Annotated in this window: 18 protein-coding genes; 17 read left to right on the top strand and 1 reads right to left on the bottom strand. The window is 49.1% G+C overall.

What is annotated here, in order from left to right:
* The first annotated feature begins 87 nt into the window (after positions 1 to 87).
* From Q0577_RS24990 to rhaM, 4 genes are all read left to right on the top strand, one after another.
* Positions 88 to 825, top strand: coding sequence for a (Fe-S)-binding protein (locus Q0577_RS24990; protein WP_298741211.1), 738 nt, complete (start codon positions 88 to 90; stop codon positions 823 to 825).
* 124 nt (positions 826 to 949) lie between these two features.
* Positions 950 to 2,323: a lactate utilization protein B gene (locus tag Q0577_RS24985; protein WP_298741210.1), complete on the top strand. Its 1,374-nt coding sequence runs from the start codon at positions 950 to 952 to the stop codon at positions 2,321 to 2,323.
* On the top strand, positions 2,324 to 2,914 hold the full coding sequence (locus tag Q0577_RS24980; protein ID WP_298741208.1) for an LUD domain-containing protein: 591 nt from the start codon (positions 2,324 to 2,326) through the stop codon (positions 2,912 to 2,914).
* A 126-nt stretch (positions 2,915 to 3,040) separates the two neighbouring features.
* The gene (rhaM, locus tag Q0577_RS24975; RefSeq protein ID WP_298741206.1) at positions 3,041 to 3,352 is read left to right on the top strand and encodes an L-rhamnose mutarotase; all 312 of its coding nucleotides are present in this window, start codon (positions 3,041 to 3,043) and stop codon (positions 3,350 to 3,352) included.
* 40 nt (positions 3,353 to 3,392) lie between these two features.
* Here the strand turns inward: rhaM and Q0577_RS24970 are convergent, their stop codons facing one another.
* Positions 3,393 to 4,412 (bottom strand): GntR family transcriptional regulator, encoded by a 1,020-nt coding sequence (locus Q0577_RS24970; protein ID WP_298741204.1) that lies wholly within the window; start codon positions 4,410 to 4,412, stop codon positions 3,393 to 3,395.
* A gap of 693 nt (positions 4,413 to 5,105) precedes the next feature.
* Between Q0577_RS24970 and Q0577_RS24965 the strand changes: the two genes are divergently transcribed.
* The 13 genes from Q0577_RS24965 to Q0577_RS24905 are packed head-to-tail and all read left to right on the top strand — an operon-like array spanning position 5,106 to position 21,778.
* A complete protein-coding gene (locus Q0577_RS24965; protein WP_298741203.1) occupies positions 5,106 to 7,037 on the top strand; it encodes a nucleoside-diphosphate sugar epimerase/dehydratase in 1,932 nt (643 codons plus the stop codon).
* A 7-nt stretch (positions 7,038 to 7,044) separates the two neighbouring features.
* Positions 7,045 to 7,839: a polysaccharide biosynthesis/export family protein gene (locus tag Q0577_RS24960; RefSeq protein WP_298741202.1), complete on the top strand. Its 795-nt coding sequence runs from the start codon at positions 7,045 to 7,047 to the stop codon at positions 7,837 to 7,839.
* A gap of 10 nt (positions 7,840 to 7,849) precedes the next feature.
* Positions 7,850 to 10,243, top strand: coding sequence for a tyrosine-protein kinase (locus Q0577_RS24955; RefSeq protein ID WP_298741201.1), 2,394 nt, complete (start codon positions 7,850 to 7,852; stop codon positions 10,241 to 10,243).
* Positions 10,244 to 10,268: 25 nt separating this feature from the next.
* Positions 10,269 to 11,558 carry a nucleotide sugar dehydrogenase gene (locus tag Q0577_RS24950; RefSeq protein WP_298741199.1) on the top strand — a complete coding sequence of 430 codons (1,290 nt, stop codon included), beginning with the start codon at positions 10,269 to 10,271 and terminating at the stop codon, positions 11,556 to 11,558.
* Between the two features lie 13 nt (positions 11,559 to 11,571).
* Complete coding sequence (locus tag Q0577_RS24945) at positions 11,572 to 13,014, top strand: lipopolysaccharide biosynthesis protein (protein WP_298741196.1); 1,443 nt, start codon at positions 11,572 to 11,574, stop codon at positions 13,012 to 13,014.
* Positions 13,011 to 14,093, top strand: coding sequence for a DegT/DnrJ/EryC1/StrS family aminotransferase (locus Q0577_RS24940; protein WP_298741194.1), 1,083 nt, complete (start codon positions 13,011 to 13,013; stop codon positions 14,091 to 14,093). Before Q0577_RS24945 ends, Q0577_RS24940 begins: the two co-directional genes overlap by 4 nt.
* A gap of 4 nt (positions 14,094 to 14,097) precedes the next feature.
* On the top strand, positions 14,098 to 15,378 hold the full coding sequence (locus Q0577_RS24935) for an ATP-grasp domain-containing protein (RefSeq protein WP_298741191.1): 1,281 nt from the start codon (positions 14,098 to 14,100) through the stop codon (positions 15,376 to 15,378).
* 12 nt (positions 15,379 to 15,390) lie between these two features.
* Positions 15,391 to 16,461 (top strand): polysaccharide pyruvyl transferase family protein, encoded by a 1,071-nt coding sequence (locus Q0577_RS24930; RefSeq protein ID WP_298741189.1) that lies wholly within the window; start codon positions 15,391 to 15,393, stop codon positions 16,459 to 16,461.
* A gap of 23 nt (positions 16,462 to 16,484) precedes the next feature.
* Positions 16,485 to 17,312 carry a glycosyltransferase gene (locus Q0577_RS24925; protein WP_298741187.1) on the top strand — a complete coding sequence of 276 codons (828 nt, stop codon included), beginning with the start codon at positions 16,485 to 16,487 and terminating at the stop codon, positions 17,310 to 17,312.
* 21 nt (positions 17,313 to 17,333) lie between these two features.
* Complete coding sequence (locus tag Q0577_RS24920) at positions 17,334 to 18,260, top strand: hypothetical protein (RefSeq protein WP_298741186.1); 927 nt, start codon at positions 17,334 to 17,336, stop codon at positions 18,258 to 18,260.
* 20 nt (positions 18,261 to 18,280) lie between these two features.
* Complete coding sequence (locus Q0577_RS24915) at positions 18,281 to 19,378, top strand: glycosyltransferase family 4 protein (protein WP_298741185.1); 1,098 nt, start codon at positions 18,281 to 18,283, stop codon at positions 19,376 to 19,378.
* Complete coding sequence (locus tag Q0577_RS24910) at positions 19,372 to 20,598, top strand: O-antigen ligase family protein (protein WP_298741182.1); 1,227 nt, start codon at positions 19,372 to 19,374, stop codon at positions 20,596 to 20,598. Before Q0577_RS24915 ends, Q0577_RS24910 begins: the two co-directional genes overlap by 7 nt.
* Positions 20,599 to 20,614: 16 nt before the next feature.
* Positions 20,615 to 21,778 (top strand): glycosyltransferase family 4 protein, encoded by a 1,164-nt coding sequence (locus Q0577_RS24905; protein ID WP_298741180.1) that lies wholly within the window; start codon positions 20,615 to 20,617, stop codon positions 21,776 to 21,778.
* The last annotated feature ends 32 nt before the right edge of the window (positions 21,779 to 21,810 follow it).

Genomic DNA, 21,810 nt, shown 5'->3' with positions numbered 1-21,810 from the left:
GCAAAAAAGCGGTAATAAAAGGCAAGAAAACATAATTCAGTCAGCCGCCTGCGTTATACCTTTCCTTCCGCTTAAACCATATGTATTATGAAAGTGGGATTGTTTATTCCATGCTACATCGATCAGTTTTATCCACAGGTAGGCATTGCTACATTACAGTTACTGGAAAAACTGGGTTGCGAAGTGGGCTATCCTACCGGGCAGACCTGCTGCGGGCAACCCATGGCCAATTCTGGTTTTGAGCATCTCACAGACGGCTGCAACCGGCTTTTTGTAAACAATTTCGCTGATTTTGACTATATCGTGGCGCCCTCGGGCAGCTGTGTGCTGCATGTGAAAGATCACCTGCATGTAACGGATAAAGAGACCGCCGCCACCCACATACGGGAGCACATATACGAGTTGTCCGAATTCCTCACTGATATCCTGAAGGTGGAGCGCCTCTCCGCAAAGTTTCCGCACAAGGTAGGCATTCATCAATCCTGCCACGGGCAACGCGGCCTGCATGTATCGCAGATGACCGAACTGGTGGGGCCTGCCTTCTCCAAACCGCAGCAGCTGCTGCAGATGGTAGACGGCCTGGAACTGGTGACCCTGAACCGGGCAGACGAATGCTGCGGCTTTGGCGGTACCTTCTGCGTATTCGAGGAAGCGGTATCTGTAAAGATGGGAAAAGACCGCGTAGCAGATCATATCCATAACGGCGCCGAATATATCACCGGCAACGATGTAAGCTGCCTTATGCACATGGAAGGCATCCTGCGCAGACAAAAAAGCAACGTGAAAGTTTTACATATCGCAGAGATACTAAATAGCGAGGTTTGAAGTTTGAGGTTTGAAGTTCGTTAAAAGTTTGAGGATATTAATTAGCGGCAAGGCCATTAGTTATGATCCTGGAACATCCAACGAACTTCAAACCTCAAACCTCAAACGTCCAGACAAGAATCATATGCACACACCTGATTTAAAAGACCACGCTGTACTTGCCGCACAATTCAACGCCAATGAGCCGCGGGTAAACTGGCATGATGAAACGCTCTGGTGGGTACGGCAAAAGCGCGACAGGATGGCCTGGAGCCTGCCCGAATGGGAAGCGCTGCGTGATGCGGCTTCTGCCATCAAACATAATGTGCTCGGCAACCTGCATGAATACCTGCTGGAGTTTGAACGGAATGCGATAGCCAACGGCGCTGCGGTACACTGGGCCGCCAATGCAGCTGAGCACAACCGCATTGTGCTGCAGCTGTTGCAGCAGCAGGGCGTGAAGAGGATTGTGAAAAGCAAGTCCATGCTGACGGAAGAATGCCACCTGAACCCTTATCTGGCGGAGAACGGCATTGAGGTGATCGATACAGACCTGGGTGAGCGCATTGTGCAGCTGGCAAAAGAACCGCCCAGCCACATTGTACTGCCCTGTATACATAAGAAGAAAGAAGAGATAGGAGAACTGTTCCACGAGCACCTGGGAACGCCCGCCGGTAATGCAGATCCGCAGTTCCTGACGGCCGCCGCCAGGACCCACCTGCGTACAGAATTCCTGCAGTCAAGGGTGGCCATCACCGGCGTCAATTTCGCGGTAGCTGAAACAGGTGAGATGGTGGTATGTACCAACGAGGGGAATGCAGATATGGGCGCTCACCTGGCAGATATGCACATCGCCTGTATGGGCATTGAAAAGCTGGTGCCGCAGCGTAAGCACCTGGGCGTGTTTTTACGCCTCCTGGCCCGTAGCGCCACCGGGCAGCCTATCACTACCTATAGCAGTCATTTCAGCAAACCCAAACCGGGGCAGCAGCTGCATATTGTGCTGGTGGATAATGGCCGCAGCCGTCAGCTGGGCCGTGCAGATTTCCGCAATTCATTGAAATGTATCCGTTGCGGGGCCTGTATGAATACCTGCCCCGTGTACCGCCGCAGCGGAGGGCATAGCTATCATAACGCCATTGCCGGGCCCATTGGCGCCATACTTGCGCCCAACCTGGATATGAAGCAGTATGCCGACCTGCCTTTTGCCTCTACCTTATGCGGCTCCTGCTCCAATGTATGCCCGGTGAAGATAGACATTCACCAGCAGCTGTATAAATGGCGGCAGGTGATCACCGAAGAAGGACAGGCCCCCGCTTCCAAGGCAGCCGGTATGAAGCTGATGGCCGCCGTGTTATCCAGTCCGGGGCGTTACCGCTTTGCCGGTAAAGCGGCCAGGTGGCTGTTGCGCACCATGCCCGGGTTGATCAACAATCGTTTCAATCCCTGGTACAAACAAAGAGAATTACCTGAGCCGCCTGCAACATCTTTTGCAGCGTGGTATAAAAAGAACCGATAAATGAACAGCAGAGACCAGATACTGGCCGCCGTAAAGGCCAATCAGCCCGCAGCCTCCGCTTTGCCAGACCTGGATGGTTTTGCGGCTCCCGGTACTGCAGGGGTGGAGGCCTTCCGCAAGGTAGCCGAAACCATGGGCAGCCGGGTGATCACCATCAGCAGTGAAGCCGAAATACCAGCCTTATTAAAGGAGTACTTCAGTGATATGCCCCTGATCGTGTCCGCCGATCCCGCTATAGCAGCCTGGTGCCCGAATGCCCCCGTTAACTGGAAAGAGGGCGACGGCCGCCAGCTGCAGCACGTAGACCTGGCCATTGTACGGGCACAACTGGGGGTAGCAGAGAACGGGGCGCTGTGGCTCACCGAAGCCGCCCTACAGGTACGGGTGCTGCCCTTCATTGCTCAGCACCTGGCTGTTGTACTGCAGGCGGATACCATCCTGCCTACCATGCACCACGCCTATAATGTTATAGGAGACCTGCGCAGCGGTTTTGGCGTATTCATTGCGGGGCCGTCCAAAACAGCCGACATAGAACAATCGCTCGTGTTGGGCGCACATGGGGCTAAAAGCCTTACCATAATAATAGTTTGAGGTTTGAGGTTCGTTAAAAGTTTAAGGTTATTAATTAGCGGCAAGGCCATTAGTTATGATCGTGGAACCTCCAACGAACCTCAAACCTCAAACTTCAAACTTCAAACGTCAAACCTTTAGACGCTCATGCGAACAGCCTTCAAAATGTACCTGAAACCCGGTTATAAGGAAGAGTACCGGAAACGCCATGCCGCTATCTGGCCCGAATTGCAGCAGTTATTAAAGGACAGTGGTATAGGTAACTACAGTATTTTCCTGGATGAATCCACCCATACGCTTTTTGCTGTCCAGGAACAATCGGGGCAAGGGTCGTCTCAGGACCTGGGGACTAACCCTGTTGTACAGCGCTGGTGGGCCTATATGGCAGATATTATGGAAACAAACCCCGACAATTCACCCCTCAGCCATTCCCTGGAAGAACTCTTCTATATGCCCTGACTCAATCCCCAATAGCTAATACCCAACAGCCAATAGCAATTCAAAGCGATCTTCTTAAAATCAGCTTAAACGGGTTCTTCACCCTTTCCGTGCTTTTCTCCAGGATCATCTGTGCTGCCGTGATGCCCATCTGCTCGTGATCGGTAGAGATCACCGTAATGCCGTCCAGCAGGATCTCTTTCAACGGCGTTTCATTATAGGACACAATTCCTACTTCCTTCCCGATGGTTAGCTTATTCTGGCGGCAGATCTTTACCAGGTTCACCAGATCGGTCTCTTCTATTACTATATAGGCTTGTCCCGCTTTCACCGGTGCATTCATTTCAATGCCCTCAGTGACGGAAAAATCAAAATCGTGCATGCGGCAGAAGTACTGGAAGCCCTTCCTGATCTCGGGCGGGTAGGGCACTATGCTGCTGGGGTTTACAAACACCAGGCTACTATACTTCTTTAAGGAAGGCAGCGCCTCGTAGAGCGCCTCGTAAATATCCTTTTCAAAGTTCTGGTACACGGCGGCGTGCTTACCGTTGATCTCCGGCAGGTCTTTATCCAGCAGTAATAATTGTGAAGGAGGGATCTGGCGGATGATCTGCAGCACTTTCTCCGGCTGCTCATAGAAATGCGGCATGATCACATAGTGGTCGTAGTCTCCCAGGTTGTTACTGATAAGGCTGTCAAACAGCTGTACATTACTATGGTGTATATGAAGGTCTACGAACACACCTTCGCCCAGGGTCTTTACAAAAGCGTTATATAACTGTTTCTTATAATTACTGATCTTATTGAACAGCAGCAGCACCCGCAAGGGCATATTGATATCGGTACGGTAAATGAAGTATCCCTTACCTTTAACAGACAGGATCACCTTTTTGTCGCGCAGCTCTTTGTACGCCTTTTCAACTGTTCCCCTGGAAAGAAGGTATTGTTCGCTGAACTCATTAATAGAAGGTATCTGCTCGTCCCTTCGCAGATCGCCATCACGTACCGCAGCCATGATGGAATCAACGATCTGCAGGTACACCGGCACTTTACTGTTGGTATCTATATGCAGCGGTTTCATATTCGAAATATAGTATTTTTAATTTTCATATTCACAATCCTGTAATGCTTCCGCAAATGGCTGTGACTGCTGTAATATATAGCTATCGGCTATATATAGCGGTATTTATTTTATTTATTGTTGGAAACAAAAAAATACTTAACTTGTTATACAATAACAGAGCGTCTGGCTTACTAATAACCTGATAGCATGTGACGGTAAGTTTTAGCAGGCGCCTCTCGCCAACGTTGCACTGATACTTTTGACTATTCCTGCCGAAGAACCACCACACTTTAAGTATAATTGACAACACGTTTTTTGACCATTCCACGTTAGCGTAAAACTTTGCGCAACGCCATAATCTTTTGATGCGATGCGGGAATGTGCGTTTGATCCTTTCATTAAATATTAGACTTTAAATCACTTGATTAAAAAGAGGTATGAATTTTGATACCTAATTAATGTAATTTTACTGCCTGATCCGGATCATTAGAACGGTAACCCGCAATTCCACGAGATTCCACATGTATGAAGCGTTTAGCGGGAAAGACTACAGGATGGCAAGCAAAACTAAGCGAACTGAACAAAAGCTGATACAAGGTAAACTTCAGGCTTCTTATTGGATTTTTATTGAAAAACACCATCAGCGATGAATGCATGTTGATGAATAAACATTAATGTAAATCTAGTTTTAACCTTATCTACAAGTAACCAATGATTAGACGATCTTGGATAACCCCCTCATGGCTTATATTGTTGTTAGACCTTGGTTGCGCCAGCATAGCAATGTATCTCGCGCTGCTGCTGCGATTGAATTTTGACCTCGAAGCATTCGGGCGTTATCCCCTGGTTCCTATTCTCAGTGTGGTGCTAAGCGTTACACTGCTGCTTTCATTACTGTTCCGCACATACAAGGGTATAGTTCGCTATACCAGTGTGGCTGATGTGGGCCGTATTTCAGGCCTCAGCCTTGCATGCGCAGTAGTATATTATATTGTGAACGCCTCCGGCGTGTTTCGCAGCAACGGCGATATCTTCCCGTTGTCTGTTATCTTCATCAATTATTTCATCAGCATTTTTATCTGGCTGTCCTATCGGCTGATCGTGAAGTGGTTCTTCCGCATCTACTGGCGCTATAGCAATGAGAACAAGATCAGGGCCGCTATCTACAACACCGGCCACTCCGGCCTCACCTTACGTAAAGTGATCAGTGAGGACGATAATGTTAATATTAAGGTAGTGGCCTTCCTGGAAAATAAAGGACCGCATACGGGTAAACGCCTGGAGGGGCTGCCTGTTTACGCCTTTAATAATGCTTCGCTGCAGAAGCTGGCGCGGCAGGAGCGTATCCGCCTGCTCATCATAGCAGATGAGCAGATAGACGCCTGCATGTTGAATGAACTGGTAGAGCAATGCGTGGCGCTGAACATCCGCGTGCAGAAAGTGCCGCCTGTAGAAAAGTGGATCAGCAGCGGCTGGAGCAATAACCAGCTGAAAGATGTGAACATTGAAGACCTGCTGGACCGCTCTGTTATTCATATACAGAACAGGAAGGTGGCCGAAGAGCTGCAGGGAAGATCTGTATTGGTAACAGGGGCAGCCGGTTCTATTGGCAGTGAGCTGGTAAGGCAGCTGGTACTGCATAATCCTGCCGCCATCATATTGTGCGATAAGGCAGAATCCCCACTGCATGAACTGGAGCTGGAGATATCAGAGAAGATACCGGATGTACCGGTGGTGCCCTTCATCGGTAACGTATGCGACCGGGAGCGTATGCGCCAGCTCTTCGAAATATATGCCCCCGCCGTGGTCTACCACGCGGCAGCCTATAAGCACGTGCCCATGATGGAGAAGAACCCCTCCATCGCTGTGCTGAATAATGTGCTGGGCACGAAGATCCTGGCAGAACTGTCTGTAGAGTATGAAGTGGAAAAGTTTGTGATGATCTCTACAGACAAGGCCGTAAATCCCACCAATGTAATGGGCGCATCCAAAAGGATCGCTGAAATATTCACCCAGTCTTATAACCATTATATAAAAGAGCGCTATCAGAAAATGGGCGCTGCCGGAGAAACCCCGCCTACCCGTTTTATTACCACGCGTTTCGGCAATGTGCTGGGCTCTAACGGCTCTGTTATACCACGCTTTAAAAAGCAGCTGGAACACGGGGGCCCGCTGACCGTTACCCATCCCGATATTACCCGCTATTTTATGACCATCCCCGAGGCCTGCCAGCTGGTACTTGAAGCCGGCGCCATGGGCCAGGGCGGAGAGATCTTTGTGTTTGATATGGGAAGGCCGGTGAGGATAGCAGACCTGGCCAAAAAGATGATTCGCATGAGCGGCAGGGAACCGGGCAGGGATATACAAGTGATCTATACAGGGCTGCGTCCTGGTGAAAAATTGTATGAAGAATTACTGAATACCGCTGAAAATACAATGCCCACCTATCACGAGAAAATATTAATCGCCAGCGTGCGCGAATACGATTTCGTTGAAGTTGAAGAAAGTATCAAACAATTGATCAATGCCGCGCATAAGCATTATATAACGCCTACGGTTGCGCTCATGAAAAAACTGGTGCCAGAGTTTATCAGCAAGAATTCTGCTTTCGAGCAGTTAGATAAGGACAAAATCAGAATGTAATTAAAATATGAGCAATTTCCGTTTGGGTATTTTCATTTTGCTGCTTTCATCCTGTGCAGCACCGAAGAATGTCACCTATTTCCAGGATGTACCGGATACATTAAGGCAAAAGATGGTAGAAATGTCTGCATATAATACACCGGTTATTCAGCCGGATGATATTTTGCAGGTATCCATCCAGACGCTGGATCCTGCCACTACCGCCTTATTAAGTCAGCAAAACACCAACACCTGGCCCACCATCGGGGCCACCGCCGGGGTAGCCGGCAATCCCACCGCGATTAACGTATCCGGCTACCTGGTAGACAAAGAAGGCTACGTGATCCTGCCGCTCATCGGCAAGGTGATGGTCAGCGGTAAAACTACAGACGCCATCAGGGACGAGATCAGGACAAAAGCCGCTGAATACTACAAAGATCCCGTCGTCACCGTCAGGTTTGCCAATTTCAAGATCACTGTACTGGGCGAGGTAGCCCGCCCCTCTACCTATGTAATGCCCAGCGAGAAGGTAACCCTGCTCGATGCCATCGGCATTGCCGGCGATCTCACCATTTTCGGTAAGCGGGAAAACGTAATGCTGATAAGAGATAATAACGGAAAGAAGGAATTTGTACGCTTTAACCTGAACAACAGCAACATATTTACTTCTCCCTATTTCTATTTACACCAGGGAGATGTGGTTTATGTGGAGCCTAATAAGGCGAAGGTAGCCAGTACTGATATGGCACGTGTGAGAAGGTTATCCATTCTTGCCACCGCCCTGTCATTGTTGATCGTGATAGCCACAAGAGTTAAATTTTAATGATTTTGCTATGCAGCATAACACCAATGGAAAATATCCATTCATGAATGGTGATCTGACCGGAGCGGAACAGGAACCGCAAACGATAAGCCTGAGAACCGTGGTCGATAATTTTATTGCAAACTGGTATTGGTTCGCACTTTTTATCATACTGGGATTAGTTGCCGCCTGGCTGTTCCTCAGGTACGCTACCCCTACCTATAATATTAGCGCAAAGATCCTGGTGCAGGATGAACAGAAAGGGGGGAACGTGCCCGGAGATGAAGTGCTCCAGCAGCTGCAGATCTTCACCAATAAAAGTAATGTAGACAACGAAGTAGAGATACTGCAGTCCCGTTCCCTGATGGAGCAGGTAGTCAGGAACCTGCAGCTCAATGTTTCTTACTGGCATGAAGGCCGTGTTAAGACCAGCGAGCTGTACCGCCGGGTGCCCTTCATTGCGCGCTGGCTCAATGTCCGCGACAGCCTGGAAGAAGTGCAGTACCAGATAACGCCGCTCAGTGAAAAGAAATTCAGCTTTGGCCGTGAAAATAAACCTGAAATAGAAAGGAACTGGGGTGATACCATTCACCTGCCTGAAGGTATCATCCAGCTGGAGCGCAGAACCTACTACCCCCTGGTAACGGAACCATACATCATTAAGCTGGTTTCAATAGATGCAGCAGTAGCCAACTACCAGCGTAAGTTCAGCGTCAGCATTCCCAATAAACAGGTGAGCACAATAGACCTGCAGCTGGCCACCGCCATTCCTGCAAAGGGAGAGGCCATCCTCAATGAGCTGATCAACGCTTATCTCAAAGCCAGCGTGGAAGTAAAGAACCGCATTGCAGACAGCACCATTGCGTTTGTGGATAACCGTCTGGCCCTCGTTAGCCGGGAATTAATGGGGGTGGAAAAAGACATTCAGCAGTTTAAACAAGCCAACCAGCTGGCAGATATTACAGAGCAATCCAAACTGCTCATTAACAGCACCGGCGATTTTAACAGGCAACTTACAGAACAGGAGGTTAAGCTGAGTGTGGTGAACACCCTGGAACAATACATTGGTGATGAGAACAATAACAAGCGTATTGTGCCGTCTTCTCTCGTATTGCAGGACCCCACCTTTGTAGCCCTGGTACAGAAGTACAATAACTTCCAGGTGGAACGCGAACGCCTGCTGATCTCCAGCACGCCTTCCAACCCGCTGGTACAGAATATAGACCTGCAGCTGAAGAACCTGCGTGAAGACCTGCGCAGTAACCTGGCATCTTTCAAAAGTGGCCTGCAGGCCAGTATTGCAGAGCTGAAGGGCAGGTCCGGCCAGCTGGACCAGAAGATACAACAGGTGCCTGCGAAAGAACGTGTGTTCCTGGATTATTCGCGTCAGCAGGCCATCAAACAGGAGCTGTATCTTTTCCTGCTGAAGAAGCGCGAAGAGTCTGCCATCTCCAAATCGTCCAACCTCGCCGTGGCCAGGATCATAGATCCTGCCAAGAGCGGCGCTATCCCGGCCATGCCTAAACGTACGCTTACCTACCTGGTATGCTTCATGCTGGGCATTATCCTTCCCGCTGTTATCCTGTACCTGAAAGACCTGCTCAACAGGCGCGTACGGAGAAAACAGGATATTACCGCCGGTACCCCGGTGCCCATTTTGTCTGAAGTAGGCCATACCAGGGAACACGATGAGGTGGTGGTGGGTAATGATACCGTTACGCCTATTGCAGAACAGTTCCGTGCCATGCGCACCAACCTGCAGTTCCTGCTGTCCGGCGCACAGGAAAAAGTGATCCTGCTTACCTCCAGCATGAGCGGCGAAGGCAAGTCTTTTGTAGCAACCAACCTGGCCGCCACGCTGGCCTTATCCGGTAAGAAAGTAGTGCTGATGGAGCTTGATCTGCGCAAACCCAAGATATCAGAAAAGCTGAAGCTGAACAATAAACAGGGTTTCAGCACCTACGTGATCGGTAAGACTTCCTTCTCGCAGCTGGTGCAGCCTTCCGGCATTCATGAGAATTGCTGGGTGATCCCCTCCGGACCAGTTCCGCCCAACCCGGCGGAGCTGCTGCTGCTGGATACCACCAAGCAGCTCTTTGCAGAGCTGCGTAAACAGTTTGACTATATCGTGATAGATACCGCCCCTGTGGGCCTCGTAACCGATGCACAACTGCTGGGTTACCTGGCAGATGTAACGCTTTACCTGGTGCGCCAGGGATACACTTTTAAACAGCAACTGCAGCTGTCAAAAGAGCTGTATCAGCAGGGCAAGCTGCCCCGGATGAACCTGGTGGTGAATGATGTGAAAGCCGGCAGTGGATACGGTTATGGCTATGGTTACCAGTACGGATATAATTATGGATATACAAACGAGCATGCCAGCAGGAGTTTAGCGCGGAAAATGAGACTGACATTCAAAAGGTAAAACCAGTAAAAAACAAACCCTTCATATGAACCAGGAAACGAAAATTGCCGTTATCGGTCTGGGATACGTTGGCCTTCCCCTCGCGATCGAATTCGGCAAGCAGTATCAGACACTTGGCTTTGACATCAACACCAGGCGGGTAACAGAACTGAGAAGTGGCCGCGACCATACCCTGGAGGCCGACCTGGAAGGCATGAAAACAGCCATGGCCAAAAGACAGGAAGGCAAGGGCATAGGTCTCTGCTTTTCCGATAACATTGAAGAGCTGCACAACTACAATGTGTTCATTGTCACCGTGCCCACCCCGATTGACCGTTTTAACGCGCCCGACCTTCGCCCCCTGCTGCGCGCTTCTGAAATGCTGGGCGGCGTACTAAAAGAGGGCGACATTGTTATCTACGAATCCACGGTGTATCCCGGCTGCACAGAAGAAGATTGTGTACCCGTGCTGGAGAAGGCTTCGGGCCTGCGCTTCAATACCGACTTCTTTGTTGGATATTCCCCCGAACGCATTGTGCCGGGCGATAAAGTGAATACCCTTACTACCATTAAAAAGATCACTTCCGGTTCCACCCCTGAAGTGGCGGAGTATATTGACCAGCTGTACAAAAGCATTATCAAAGCCGGTACGCATAAAGCCACCTGCATCAAGGTAGCAGAAGCCGCCAAGGCAATAGAGAATGCCCAGCGCGATGTGAATATCTCTTTTGTCAATGAACTGGCCCTCATCTTTGACCGCATTGGTATAGATACCAATGATGTGCTGGATGCGGCAGGTACCAAATGGAACTTCCTCAAGTTCAGGCCCGGCCTGGTAGGCGGCCATTGCATCAGCGTGGATCCTTACTACCTGGCGCATAAAGCGGAGGCCGTAGGCTATCATCCCCAGGTGATCCTCAGCGGCAGGCGGGTAAATGATATGATGGGCATCTTTGTAGCCAACAAGATCATCAAACTGATGGTAAAGAAAGGGCGCCGCGTAGAAGGCGGCAGGGCCCTTATACTGGGTATCACCTTCAAGGAGAACTGTCCTGATATACGCAATTCCAAAGTAATTGACATTTACCGTGAGCTGGTTGAATTCGGTATGCACGTGGATGTGTACGACCCGCATGCCAGCAGGGCGGAAGTAACGGAGGAATATGGCCTTCAGCTGGTAGATGGCGTGCATCGCCAGTACGATGCGGTGCTCCTGGCGGTAGCGCATGACGAGTTCAGGAAAATAGATTACCATGCGCTCAAGAACGGACACGACGCTATCATTTTCGATGCCAAGGCATTCCTGGAGAAATCCCTGGTAGATGCCAGGTTGTAGACGACAACAAATAATGAGCTTAAAAGAGAAAACAATAACCGGTTTATTCTGGACCATCAGTCAGCAGTTCAGTGTCCAGTTTATAAATTTTGTGGTGCAGATCATTCTGGCAAGAATACTGCTCCCCGCAGAATTTGGCCTGATAGGCATGCTGACCATCTTTATCTCGATCGGTAATTCACTGGTCGATAGCGGCCTTACGTCTTCTCTGATAAGAACCCCCGATGCCAGTCAGCGGGATTATTCTACTGTTTTCTTTATCAACCTGGCCGGAAGTTTCGTGATCTATGCCATACTGTTTGCTTCCGCACCATTGATAGCCCGTTTTTACCAGCAGGATAGTCTCAGCGCCATCATCCGGGTATATACCATCTCTTTCCTGCTCCGCGCCTTTATAGGCGTACAGACCACCCGCCTCACAAAAGAGATGAATTTCAGGGCCCAGATGTTCATGCAGATACCCTCTGTGATAGGAGGCGGTGTCACCGGTATTCTGCTGGCATACTGGGGTTACGGCGTGTGGAGTTTGGTATGGATGAACCTTGTACAGGCCTTCCTGTTTACCGTACAGCACTGGATCTTTACCGGCTGGCGGCCCAGCCTGATATTTGACTGGAGCTGCTTTAAACACCATTTCAGGTTCGGCTACAAACTTACCCTGTCCGGTTTGCTCAACGCGGTATACACCAATATCTATAACCTTATCATCGGTAAATACTTTTCGGCAACACAGCTGGGCTATTATACAAGGGCCCAGACCATGCAGATGTTCCCGGTGCAGAACCTCTCTGCCGCCCTGAACAAGGTGACTTACCCCATGTTTGCTACCATCCGGGATGATGATAAGCGCCTGAAAAGTGTATACCGCAGGCTGATGCAGCAGGTGATTTTCTGGACAACCCCCGTAATGATCGTCCTGGCTATCATTGCGGAGCCGCTGTTCAGGGTACTGCTGACGGAAAAGTGGCTGCCTGCCGTGCCTTATTTCCGCATTCTCTGCGCATGTGGCATACTGTTCCCTTTACAATACTATAACCTGAATATCCTGAATGTAAAAGGCCGTAGCGACCTGTTCTTTAAACTCGAAGTTGTTAAGAAGGCCTTTACTACTGTCGGGATATTTTGTGTGATCCCCTTCGGCATCTACGGGCTGCTGTACTTCCAGGTGCTGTCTTCTGTTTTCTCCTTTGTGGTCAATTCCTGGTATAGCGGCCGCCTGATTGACTTTTCACTGCAGGATCAGCTCCGCGAGCTGCTGCCCATTTTCCTGCTGACCATCCTGCCTGCGGTATTATCCTGGGCATTGGACCGCTACCTCCTGGAACCGCTTCACGCCGGCGATATTGCCCGGATCCTCACCGTAGGAGCGGCCTATTTCTCCCTGTATCTGAGTATGAGCTATCTGACACGTATGACGGTAATCATTGATCTCAGACAACTAGTTTTTAAAAGATGATATTAGTTACAAAGCCTTTTCTTCCACCGCGGGAAGAATATGAACAGTACATAAAAGGGATCTGGGAGCGCGAATGGCTCACAAATAACGGCCCCCTGGTAAATGATTTTGAGCTGAGCCTCAAACGCTATCTCCAGGTGAAGCACCTCTTATTCCTTTCCAATGGCACGATTGCCCTGCAGCTGGCCATAAAAGCCCTGGAGCTGAAGGGAGAGATCATTACCACGCCGTTCTCCTATGTGGCTACCACCAGCAGCATTGTCTGGGAAGGTTGCACGCCGGTGTTCGCTGATATTGATCCTCAAACCCTGACCATAGATCCTGCAGGTATTGAAGCGGCCATCACACCCAACACCGTGGCCATCCTGGCTACCCACGTCTACGGCAATGCCTGCAATATCAGCGCTATTGATGACATTGCACAGCGGCACAACCTGAAAGTGATCTACGATGCAGCGCATGGCTTCGGCACCCGCTACAAAGGCAGGTCTGTGTTTGAGTATGGGGATGTCAGCACCACCAGCTTTCACGCCACCAAACTGTTTCACACCATAGAAGGTGGCGCGGTGTTTACCCGGGACGCTGAACTGCTGAAGAAAATGGCCTTTATGCGCAACTTCGGGCACAATGGTCCGGAAGCATTTGCAGAACTGGGCATCAACGGCAAAAGCTGCGAGTTCCATGCTGCCATGGGGCTGGTCAACCTCCGGTATATAGAAGAAATACTGAAAAAGAGAAAGGAAGCGGCCGCACATTATGATACTTACCTCCAGTATCTGAAGGCCTTCAAACCGGCTATTACACCGGGTACTGATTACAATTACGCTTATTACCCGCTGGTGTTTGAAAGTGAGGAGCTGCTGCTCAGGTGTATAAAAACACTGAACAATAACAACGTCTTTCCCCGCCGGTATTTCTATCCTGCATTATCCAACATCCTGCCTTACGTGAGTAAGGTATCGATGCCGGTAACAGAGGATATTGCCCGCCGGGTGATCTGTTTGCCGATGTATTATTCACTGGGTAAGGAAGAGATTGATCTTACCATGCGCCTGATACTTCGGGTACAAAATAACTGACCGGATGAATAAAAGATACAACATACTGGTGTTTCCCTGCGGCTCAGAAATAGGCCTGGAACTGTATCGTTCCCTGCAGTATTCCGTGCATGTCAACCTGCTGGGCGCCAGCAGTATTGAAGACCACGGCAGGTTTGTATATCCTAACTATGTGAACAGCGTGCCTTTTGTGGATGATCCCGGGTTTATTCCGGCCATCCGAGCCATTGTGGCGGCTCATCATATAGACGCCATCTATCCTTCCATGGACGCGGTGATCACGCGGCTGTCGCTGGCGGAGGATGAGATTGGCTGTAAGGTCATTGCTTCTCCCGTGGCCACTACAGAAATCTGCCTGTCCAAGAAAAAGACTTACGAATATTTTAAGGATATCATCCGCGTACCGGGCATGTTCTCTTCGCTGGACGAGGTTCAGCAATACCCGGTGTTCATAAAGCCGGAAGTGGGCTACGGCTCCCGCGGCGTTAAACTGGTCCTCACGGAAGTGCAGGGGCGGCAGCACCTGGTAGAATATCCGCATTCGCTGATACTGGAAAACCTGCCGGGAGAAGAGTACACGGTAGACTGCTTCAGTAACAGCGAAGGGCAGTTACTGTTCTCACGGCCCCGTAAACGCAAACGTATCAGCAATGGTATCAGCGTGCATACCGTACCCGTGAGCGAACGCCTGGAAGAGTTTACGGCCATTGCACAAAAAATCAATGATCACCTTCCATTAAGAGGCGCCTGGTTTTACCAGGTAAAGGAAAGCGCGGCAGGCGAGCTGGTATTGCTGGAAATAGCCAGCAGGCTGGCCGGCTCATCTTCCCTCTATCGCAACCTGGGGGTAAACTTTGCCCTGCTCAGCATCTTTGACGCATTTGGTCATAAAGTGAATGTGTTTCACAATGACTATCCCATAGAGCTGGACCGCGCCCTGGACAATAAGTACAAGGTGCGGCTGGATATCACGAAGGCCTATGTGGATTTTGATGATTGCCTGCTGCTGAACGGGCAGGTGAACGTACAGCTGGTAGCTTTACTGTACCAGTTCCTCAATAAAGGTATCAAGATCATGCTCATCACAAAGCACGACAGGGTAGTGGAGGATACCCTGGCCCGTTACCGCCTGCTGAATATTTTCGATGAGATCATTCATCTGCCTAAAGAAGATTGCAAGTACCGCTATATAGACCCCGAAGGAGCCATATTCATAGATGACTCTTTCGCAGAGAGGTTCCAGGTGCATCAGCATTTGCATATACCTGTATTTGCCCCGGATAATATTGAATGTTTACTGGACTAATAAAACCATACAATGAGGATCTTACACACATACTGCCTGAACTACAATATCGGTGATTATGCGCTGGGCATCGGCGTCAAGAACCTGCTGCGCGAATACCTGGATGTAGACCTGATCGGAGAGACCAACCTGCAGGGAACCGTTTTCAACGAGTACTTTATTGACGTTATTAACAGGAATTACGACCTGCTGGTGATAGGCGGCGGCGGCATCATTCACGGCGCTCACTGGCCGAACGGCTGGTTCTGGCTGATTGATAAGGAAAACATCAGCAAGATAAAGATTCCCTTCATTGTTTACGGTGTAGGCTATAATTATTTTAAAGACGAACAGGGTATTCCGCCTCATGGGGTGGAGCACCTGAAAGAGACCCTGGCTCATGCTGCTTACTTTTCCATCCGCAATGACGGCAGCTATGAAAGGCTGAAAGAGCAAACAGGCATCGATGTGCCGGAAATACCAGACCCCGGATTTTTTGTACATCTGAACACGTATTACGAGCGGCCTGAAAAAGAACCTTACGTCATTCTGCAGCTGGCCAATGATAAACCGGAGTACCGTTTCGGTAAAGGGGATGCATACAACAGCTTCGTGGAGAATATCCGGGCCGTTGTACGGGCTATTACACCCCGCTGCAAGGTGATCCTGGCACCGCATGTCCTGGCGGATGTCAGCCTCTCTGAAGAAGTGGCGCAGGGCCTGGACAATACAGCGGTGTGGGATTTCGGCAAATATGCCTTTGATCATTCCGATAAGGCAGTAGCCTGGTACCAGTATGCAGAATACGCACTGGCAATGAGAGGGCACGGACAAATAGTGCCCATCTGTTTTAACGTGCCGGTTATCTCCCTGGAGAACCATCCCAAGCACAGGGGCCTGATGGAAAAACTGGGCCTGGCAGCATACAACATCAGCGTGCATGATCCGCATTTTGTAGACAATTGTACAGCCCTGGTACAGCAGCTGGAGACCAACCGGGATGCCCTGCGGCAGCAGCTGAAAAGTATAAACCAGCGGCTGCACCAGGATACACGGACCGCTTTTGAACAGATTAAGGAACGTATCTCATTGATCACGATATAGTTTATTACAATAAATCACTGGATATGGAAGCTCCGTTAGTAAGTATCACCTGCATTACCTACAACCATGAGAAATACATAGCACAGGCTATTGAAGGATTTCTTATGCAGGAAACCTCCTTTCCGTATGAGATAATTATCGGGGAAGACTGTTCCACCGATAATACCCGCAAGGTGATCGGTGAGTATGTTAAACAATACCCGGGCCTAATCACCCTGATCACATCAGACGAAAATGTGGGTGCAAGAAAGAACGGCATACGCGTCAGGAATGCTGCCCGTGGAAAATATATAGCTATCTGTGAAGGAGATGATTACTGGACCGACCCCCATAAACTGCAGAAGCAGGTGGATTTCCTGGAGGCGCATCCAGACTATGTACTGTGTTATCATTATGTGAACCGGGTGGATAAAGACAATGTGCTGATAACACCTGCAACCGTGGAGGCGGATGTACAGCTGTTTGGATGGAAAGACTTTTTCCATCTTCATGTACCGCCCTTGTCCATGATGTTCAGGAACTGCCTTACGCACTACCCCGACGAATTTCTGAAATGTTTCAATGGCGATGCTTTTTTGCTGGGCCTCTTGTCCTCGCATGGCAAGATCGCCAAACTCGGATTTATAGGGGCGCACTATCGCCGCCATCCGGGAGGGGTGTACTCCCGCAAGGGCAAAATGGAGAACATCCGCCTGTCGCTTGCCACACGCTGCCTGATGCTGAAGTGTTCCTACTTCTCCAGGGAGCAGCATAACGAGATCCGCAGGCAGGTGTTCAGGTGGCGTAAGATATACCTGTACTATTTCTTTAAGCTGAACTTCCGGAAAATGTTAGGATACCAGAGTGAGTGATCATCCAATAAAACACGCTTTATGAAAAGTCTGATAACGCTTATCATAGCATGCTACCTGTTTTTACCGCTGCCCGGCCTCTCGCAGGATGCTGCAAATGGCGGTCCACCCTTTACCATTTATATTTTCCCCGGTTACTACACCTCGAAAGTCCGCGGGTACCTGCTGCAGAATAATTGTGCAGAAGCACACCTGCTCACCTACAAAGGCATAGATCCGGATAAGGATCAGCAGGTGGATGAAGACGCGATAAGGAAAGCTGCGGCCGAATTTTATCCTGGTAAGGATGATGGCGGCCTGTTTATTATTGACTGGGAGGCGCAGCCTTTTAAGGACCTCCGGGAATACGATGCCAATGATCCGCGTTTTAAAGCCGCAGAAGCCAAATACCTGCAGGTAGTGAACACGCTGAAAGCATTCCGTCCCCAGCTGAAGGTGGGCATCTATGGCATACCCTTCAGGGTGCTGCAGGCGGGACAGCTAAAGCAAAGCAGTACCAAGCTGGATAGGCTGTTGTCGCGCTGCGACGTTATCACCCCTTCCCTGTACATCATGCGGACGGATGAAGAGGTGGGGCAGCAGCGGAACCTAAACTACCTGAAACAGAATGTTGACCTCGCCCTGAGTTTTGGCAGCCGCCTGAAGAAGCCGGTTGCACCCTTTGTATGGTATAAAGTGCACCCTGGCAACAAGCGTTTTGGTATGAACACTATTTCGCGGGACAAGATGCAGGAATACCTCCGTTTCCTGAACACCTATACTTACCAGGGAACACGCTTAAATGGAATTGTCTGGTGGGAAGGCGGAGAACGGATCGATAAGCCCGCCACAGGCAATAAACGGCTGAATGCAGCCGCCGCAGGCGCCGCCCCTGCAGAAGTTGAAAAAGCAAGAGACAGGATCATTGTTGACTATACCGCCCCGTTCTTAAAAGCAAGAAAACAATAACCTCTAAATGCCAACGACAAATGTTAAGTAAAGTACTACATATTAATAGTTATTACCTTACGAACAGGCTCCACTACTTCTTCTGTACCTTCTCTGATGTAAATAGCAACTCCTATTTTATCCCTGTATATAAGAATGCTGTCAACGTATACGATGCAGTGCTCAGACAGGGGCAGAAAGTATATAAAATATATGGCGGCCTCGATAAGCGTATCTTTTTTACCAAGATATTCAAATGCTGTTTTGTAGCGGCAAGAAGATATGATATTGGTAAACATCAGTTCATACATGCGCACACACTTTTCAGCGATGGATTGCCTGCTTTCCTGCTGGCTAATCTCTACCGGAAGAAACTGTTGATCACCGTGAGAAATACAGATGTCCACTTTTTTATAAAACGAAGCCCGGTATTTCGCCTGCTGGGAGAATATGTGTTGTCCACGGCCTACCTGGTATTTGTTCCATCTTATGCCTATCAGAAACATCTTGTTGAACAATATCCGTTCCTGCAACAAAAGGGGAAGGTCAGGGTATTACGGAATGGGGTAGCCCCTTTCTGGATAGAAAATGCTTTTCTGCGTACCTGCTGTACAGGCAATGCCAGTGTAAAACTATTGTTTGTAGGAAGGGTTGAAAAGGATAAGAACCTCCAGGTATTAATAAACTACCTGCAGCAATATACCATTGGTAACGGCATCGTACTCAATATTGTAGGAGAGAACAGGCAGGGGCTCAATTTCTCGGGTATCCAGGGCCTGAGAAAAGGCAATGCCATTGTGTACCACGGCAGGATAGCTGATGAGAAAACATTGCTGCACTTCTACAGGTCCTGCGATGTTTTCATACTCCTGTCTTTCAGGGAAACATTCGGGGTAAGCTATGTGGAAGCAATGACCCAGTCTTTGCCAATTATTTACAGCAGGGGAGAAGGGATAGATGGCTTTTTCAGTAACGGTTGTGTTGGGTATGCCTGTGCCCCGGATGATATGCACGAGCTGCATGAGGTATTGACCCGGGTGATGGATAATTACGAAACAATCAGCAGGAATGCTTACACAGAATCGCTGAAGTTTAACTGGAAAAATATTGTCACTGAATACGAGAACATGTTATGCTAGTAACCAGAGCCAGAATACAGTCGTCCTTACTTTTTGTATCGCATTTTTTCAATTTTGCGGGGTACTACTTTTTCCTGGTGATACTGTCAAACCTGGGATTGATAGCCCTGTCAAGGTCAATGACCATTCCGATAAGGATGCTGATATTAGGATGCTTCTGTTTTATTCTTGTGATGAGAAGGAAGGTGTACCTGCGGCCTCCCATCCGCTGGTTCCTGCTTTTTGCGGCTATTTACATCGGCCGGATCATCATTGATATGATGATGATGAAAGTCTATCATATAGATATCTCAGAATTCCTGCTGTATTTTCTTGCGTTTGGAGCCATCCCTTTGCTGGCGATCAGTGGTATGAAACTGCGGGAATATGACCTGGACGCCATCAAATGGTCTATGCTGATCTCCGGTTTGTTGCTGTCTGTGATGACCTTGTTGTTTTACCGCAACCTGATAGGATCGGTGGGCCGCATATCCCAGGCCATTTCCCGGGAGGATAACTACATTTCACCGCTGGCGCTTTCGTACTGCGGCACTTTGTCCATTGGTATAGGCATCAGCTATATAATGCAGGCTGGCGTTGTCTTGCGGAAGAAGCTGCTGGTGATGGTTTTTGTTTTGTTCTCTTTGGTTCCTTTCTTCCTGGGGGCATCAAGAGGATCTATTTTCGCTTTGTTCCTGCCTTTTGTGATCATGTTCTTTTCACGGGGAAATGCTGTGGCTAACCTGCGCTTAATGGCCGTTATGCTGATCATTGCCGTGGGAGGCGTGTACCTGAGCGGGCTATTCGGCAGCAGTCTTATTGAAAGGTTCTCCAGTTTAAATACCGATATATCGCGTGGCAGTGAGTCTGCCGTGCGCCTGGAATTGTGGAAGGGGGCATTGCAGCAGTTTATGGATAACCCGGTATTTGGCGATGCGCTGGAGGTGAGAAAATTCCGGTTCTACCCGCACAATGTTATCCTGGAAGTCTTAATGGCAACAGGTATTGTTGGCTTTATTCCATTTGTGGCCTTGTTGATCTACGCCTTCAAAAGGACGGTCTTTATTTTCAGGAATGACCCGGCAAACAGCTGGCTGGGAGTGGTGTTTATACAGAGCCTTATGCAGAATATGTTCAGTGGGTCCTTATATGGCGCCAGCTGGCTGTGGGTATCTTTAGGTCTGTTGTGTTCATATGAATATGCGGCCCAGCGGCGAAACAATCTTGCTGTTTTTAACTAATAATAGACAGAACTCCATGCAGTATTGTAATGAAAGGAAACTAAAGCTAGTTGTATTGTCCCGGGTAGTGCAACATTACCGCGCGCCGGTATATGAAAAACTGAGTTTAACCGGGCAGGCCAATCTCAAGGTGATCTACGGACCAGACTTTGAAGGTACAAAGGTGGTAAGTACCAGTGCAAAGTTTGCCTTCCCGAAAGAACGTATACGTTCGGTACGTATCAGGTCGCGTACCATCAATAACGCCGTGCTCATGCCATTTTCTCCATTTCTTTTCTTTAAGCTGATCAGGGAGAAGCCCCAGGTGATCCTGTCTGAAGGCGCATCAAACCTTCTGAACGCCCTGCAGGGGTTCGTGTATGCAAAGCTTTTCAGGAAAAAGTTTATCTGGTGGAGCCTCGGCAAACTTCAGCATACGGAATTTGACGTGAAAAGAAAGCGGATCAATTTCCTGATCAACTGGATTGAAAGAAAGTCAGATGCTATCCTGACCTACAGCTCTGTTGGGAGAAAATACTTTGAACAAATAGGCGTGCCGCCTGAAAATATTTTTGTGGCCGTGAATGTGGTGGATACAGACCGCCTCTTTGAAAAGATCAGCCAGTATAACAGGGAAGAAGTTTACCGCGAGTTTCACAGGGACGCAGATTTCAATATCCTTTACGTGGGCGGCCTTGATAAAGGAAAACGGGTAGATGTGCTGATAAAGGCATATGCTGCACTGTATAAAAAGTACGGCAGTAAGGTGGCCCTGCACATAGTAGGCAAAGGGGACCTGCGGGATGAGCTGCAGGACTTGGCAGTAACGCTGGGCTGCCACAATGTGCATTTTCATGGCCAGGTAGTGGATGGTGTCACAAAGTATTTCCTGGGCGCAGACGTGTTTGTGCTGCCGGGACTGGGAGGCCTTGCTATTTCTGAAGCCATGGCGCACGGACTGCCCGTGATAGTAAGCATTGGAGATGGCTGTGAAGTGGACCTGGTAGACCAGGAAAATGGCATTAGAGATCCATATCTGAATGAACAGTCATTGTATAAATATCTTGATGAATTGTATGCAAACCCGGCACTGTTGAACAGTATGAAAGCCGCCTCCGTTGAGAAAGTAAGGAAGCGGTTCAATATCAGGCAGTATTTGCTGACCGTACAGAACGCAATCAACCATGTTGTTCATAACTGACCGTGGTATTTTGATGTCATCTTAAAAAACTA

It is taken from the genome of uncultured Chitinophaga sp., from assembly GCF_937898475.1.
Taxonomy (GTDB): Bacteria; Bacteroidota; Bacteroidia; order Chitinophagales; family Chitinophagaceae; genus Chitinophaga.
Note: the sequence above shows the minus strand (reverse complement) of the source record. Positions and strands in the feature narration are given on the sequence as shown.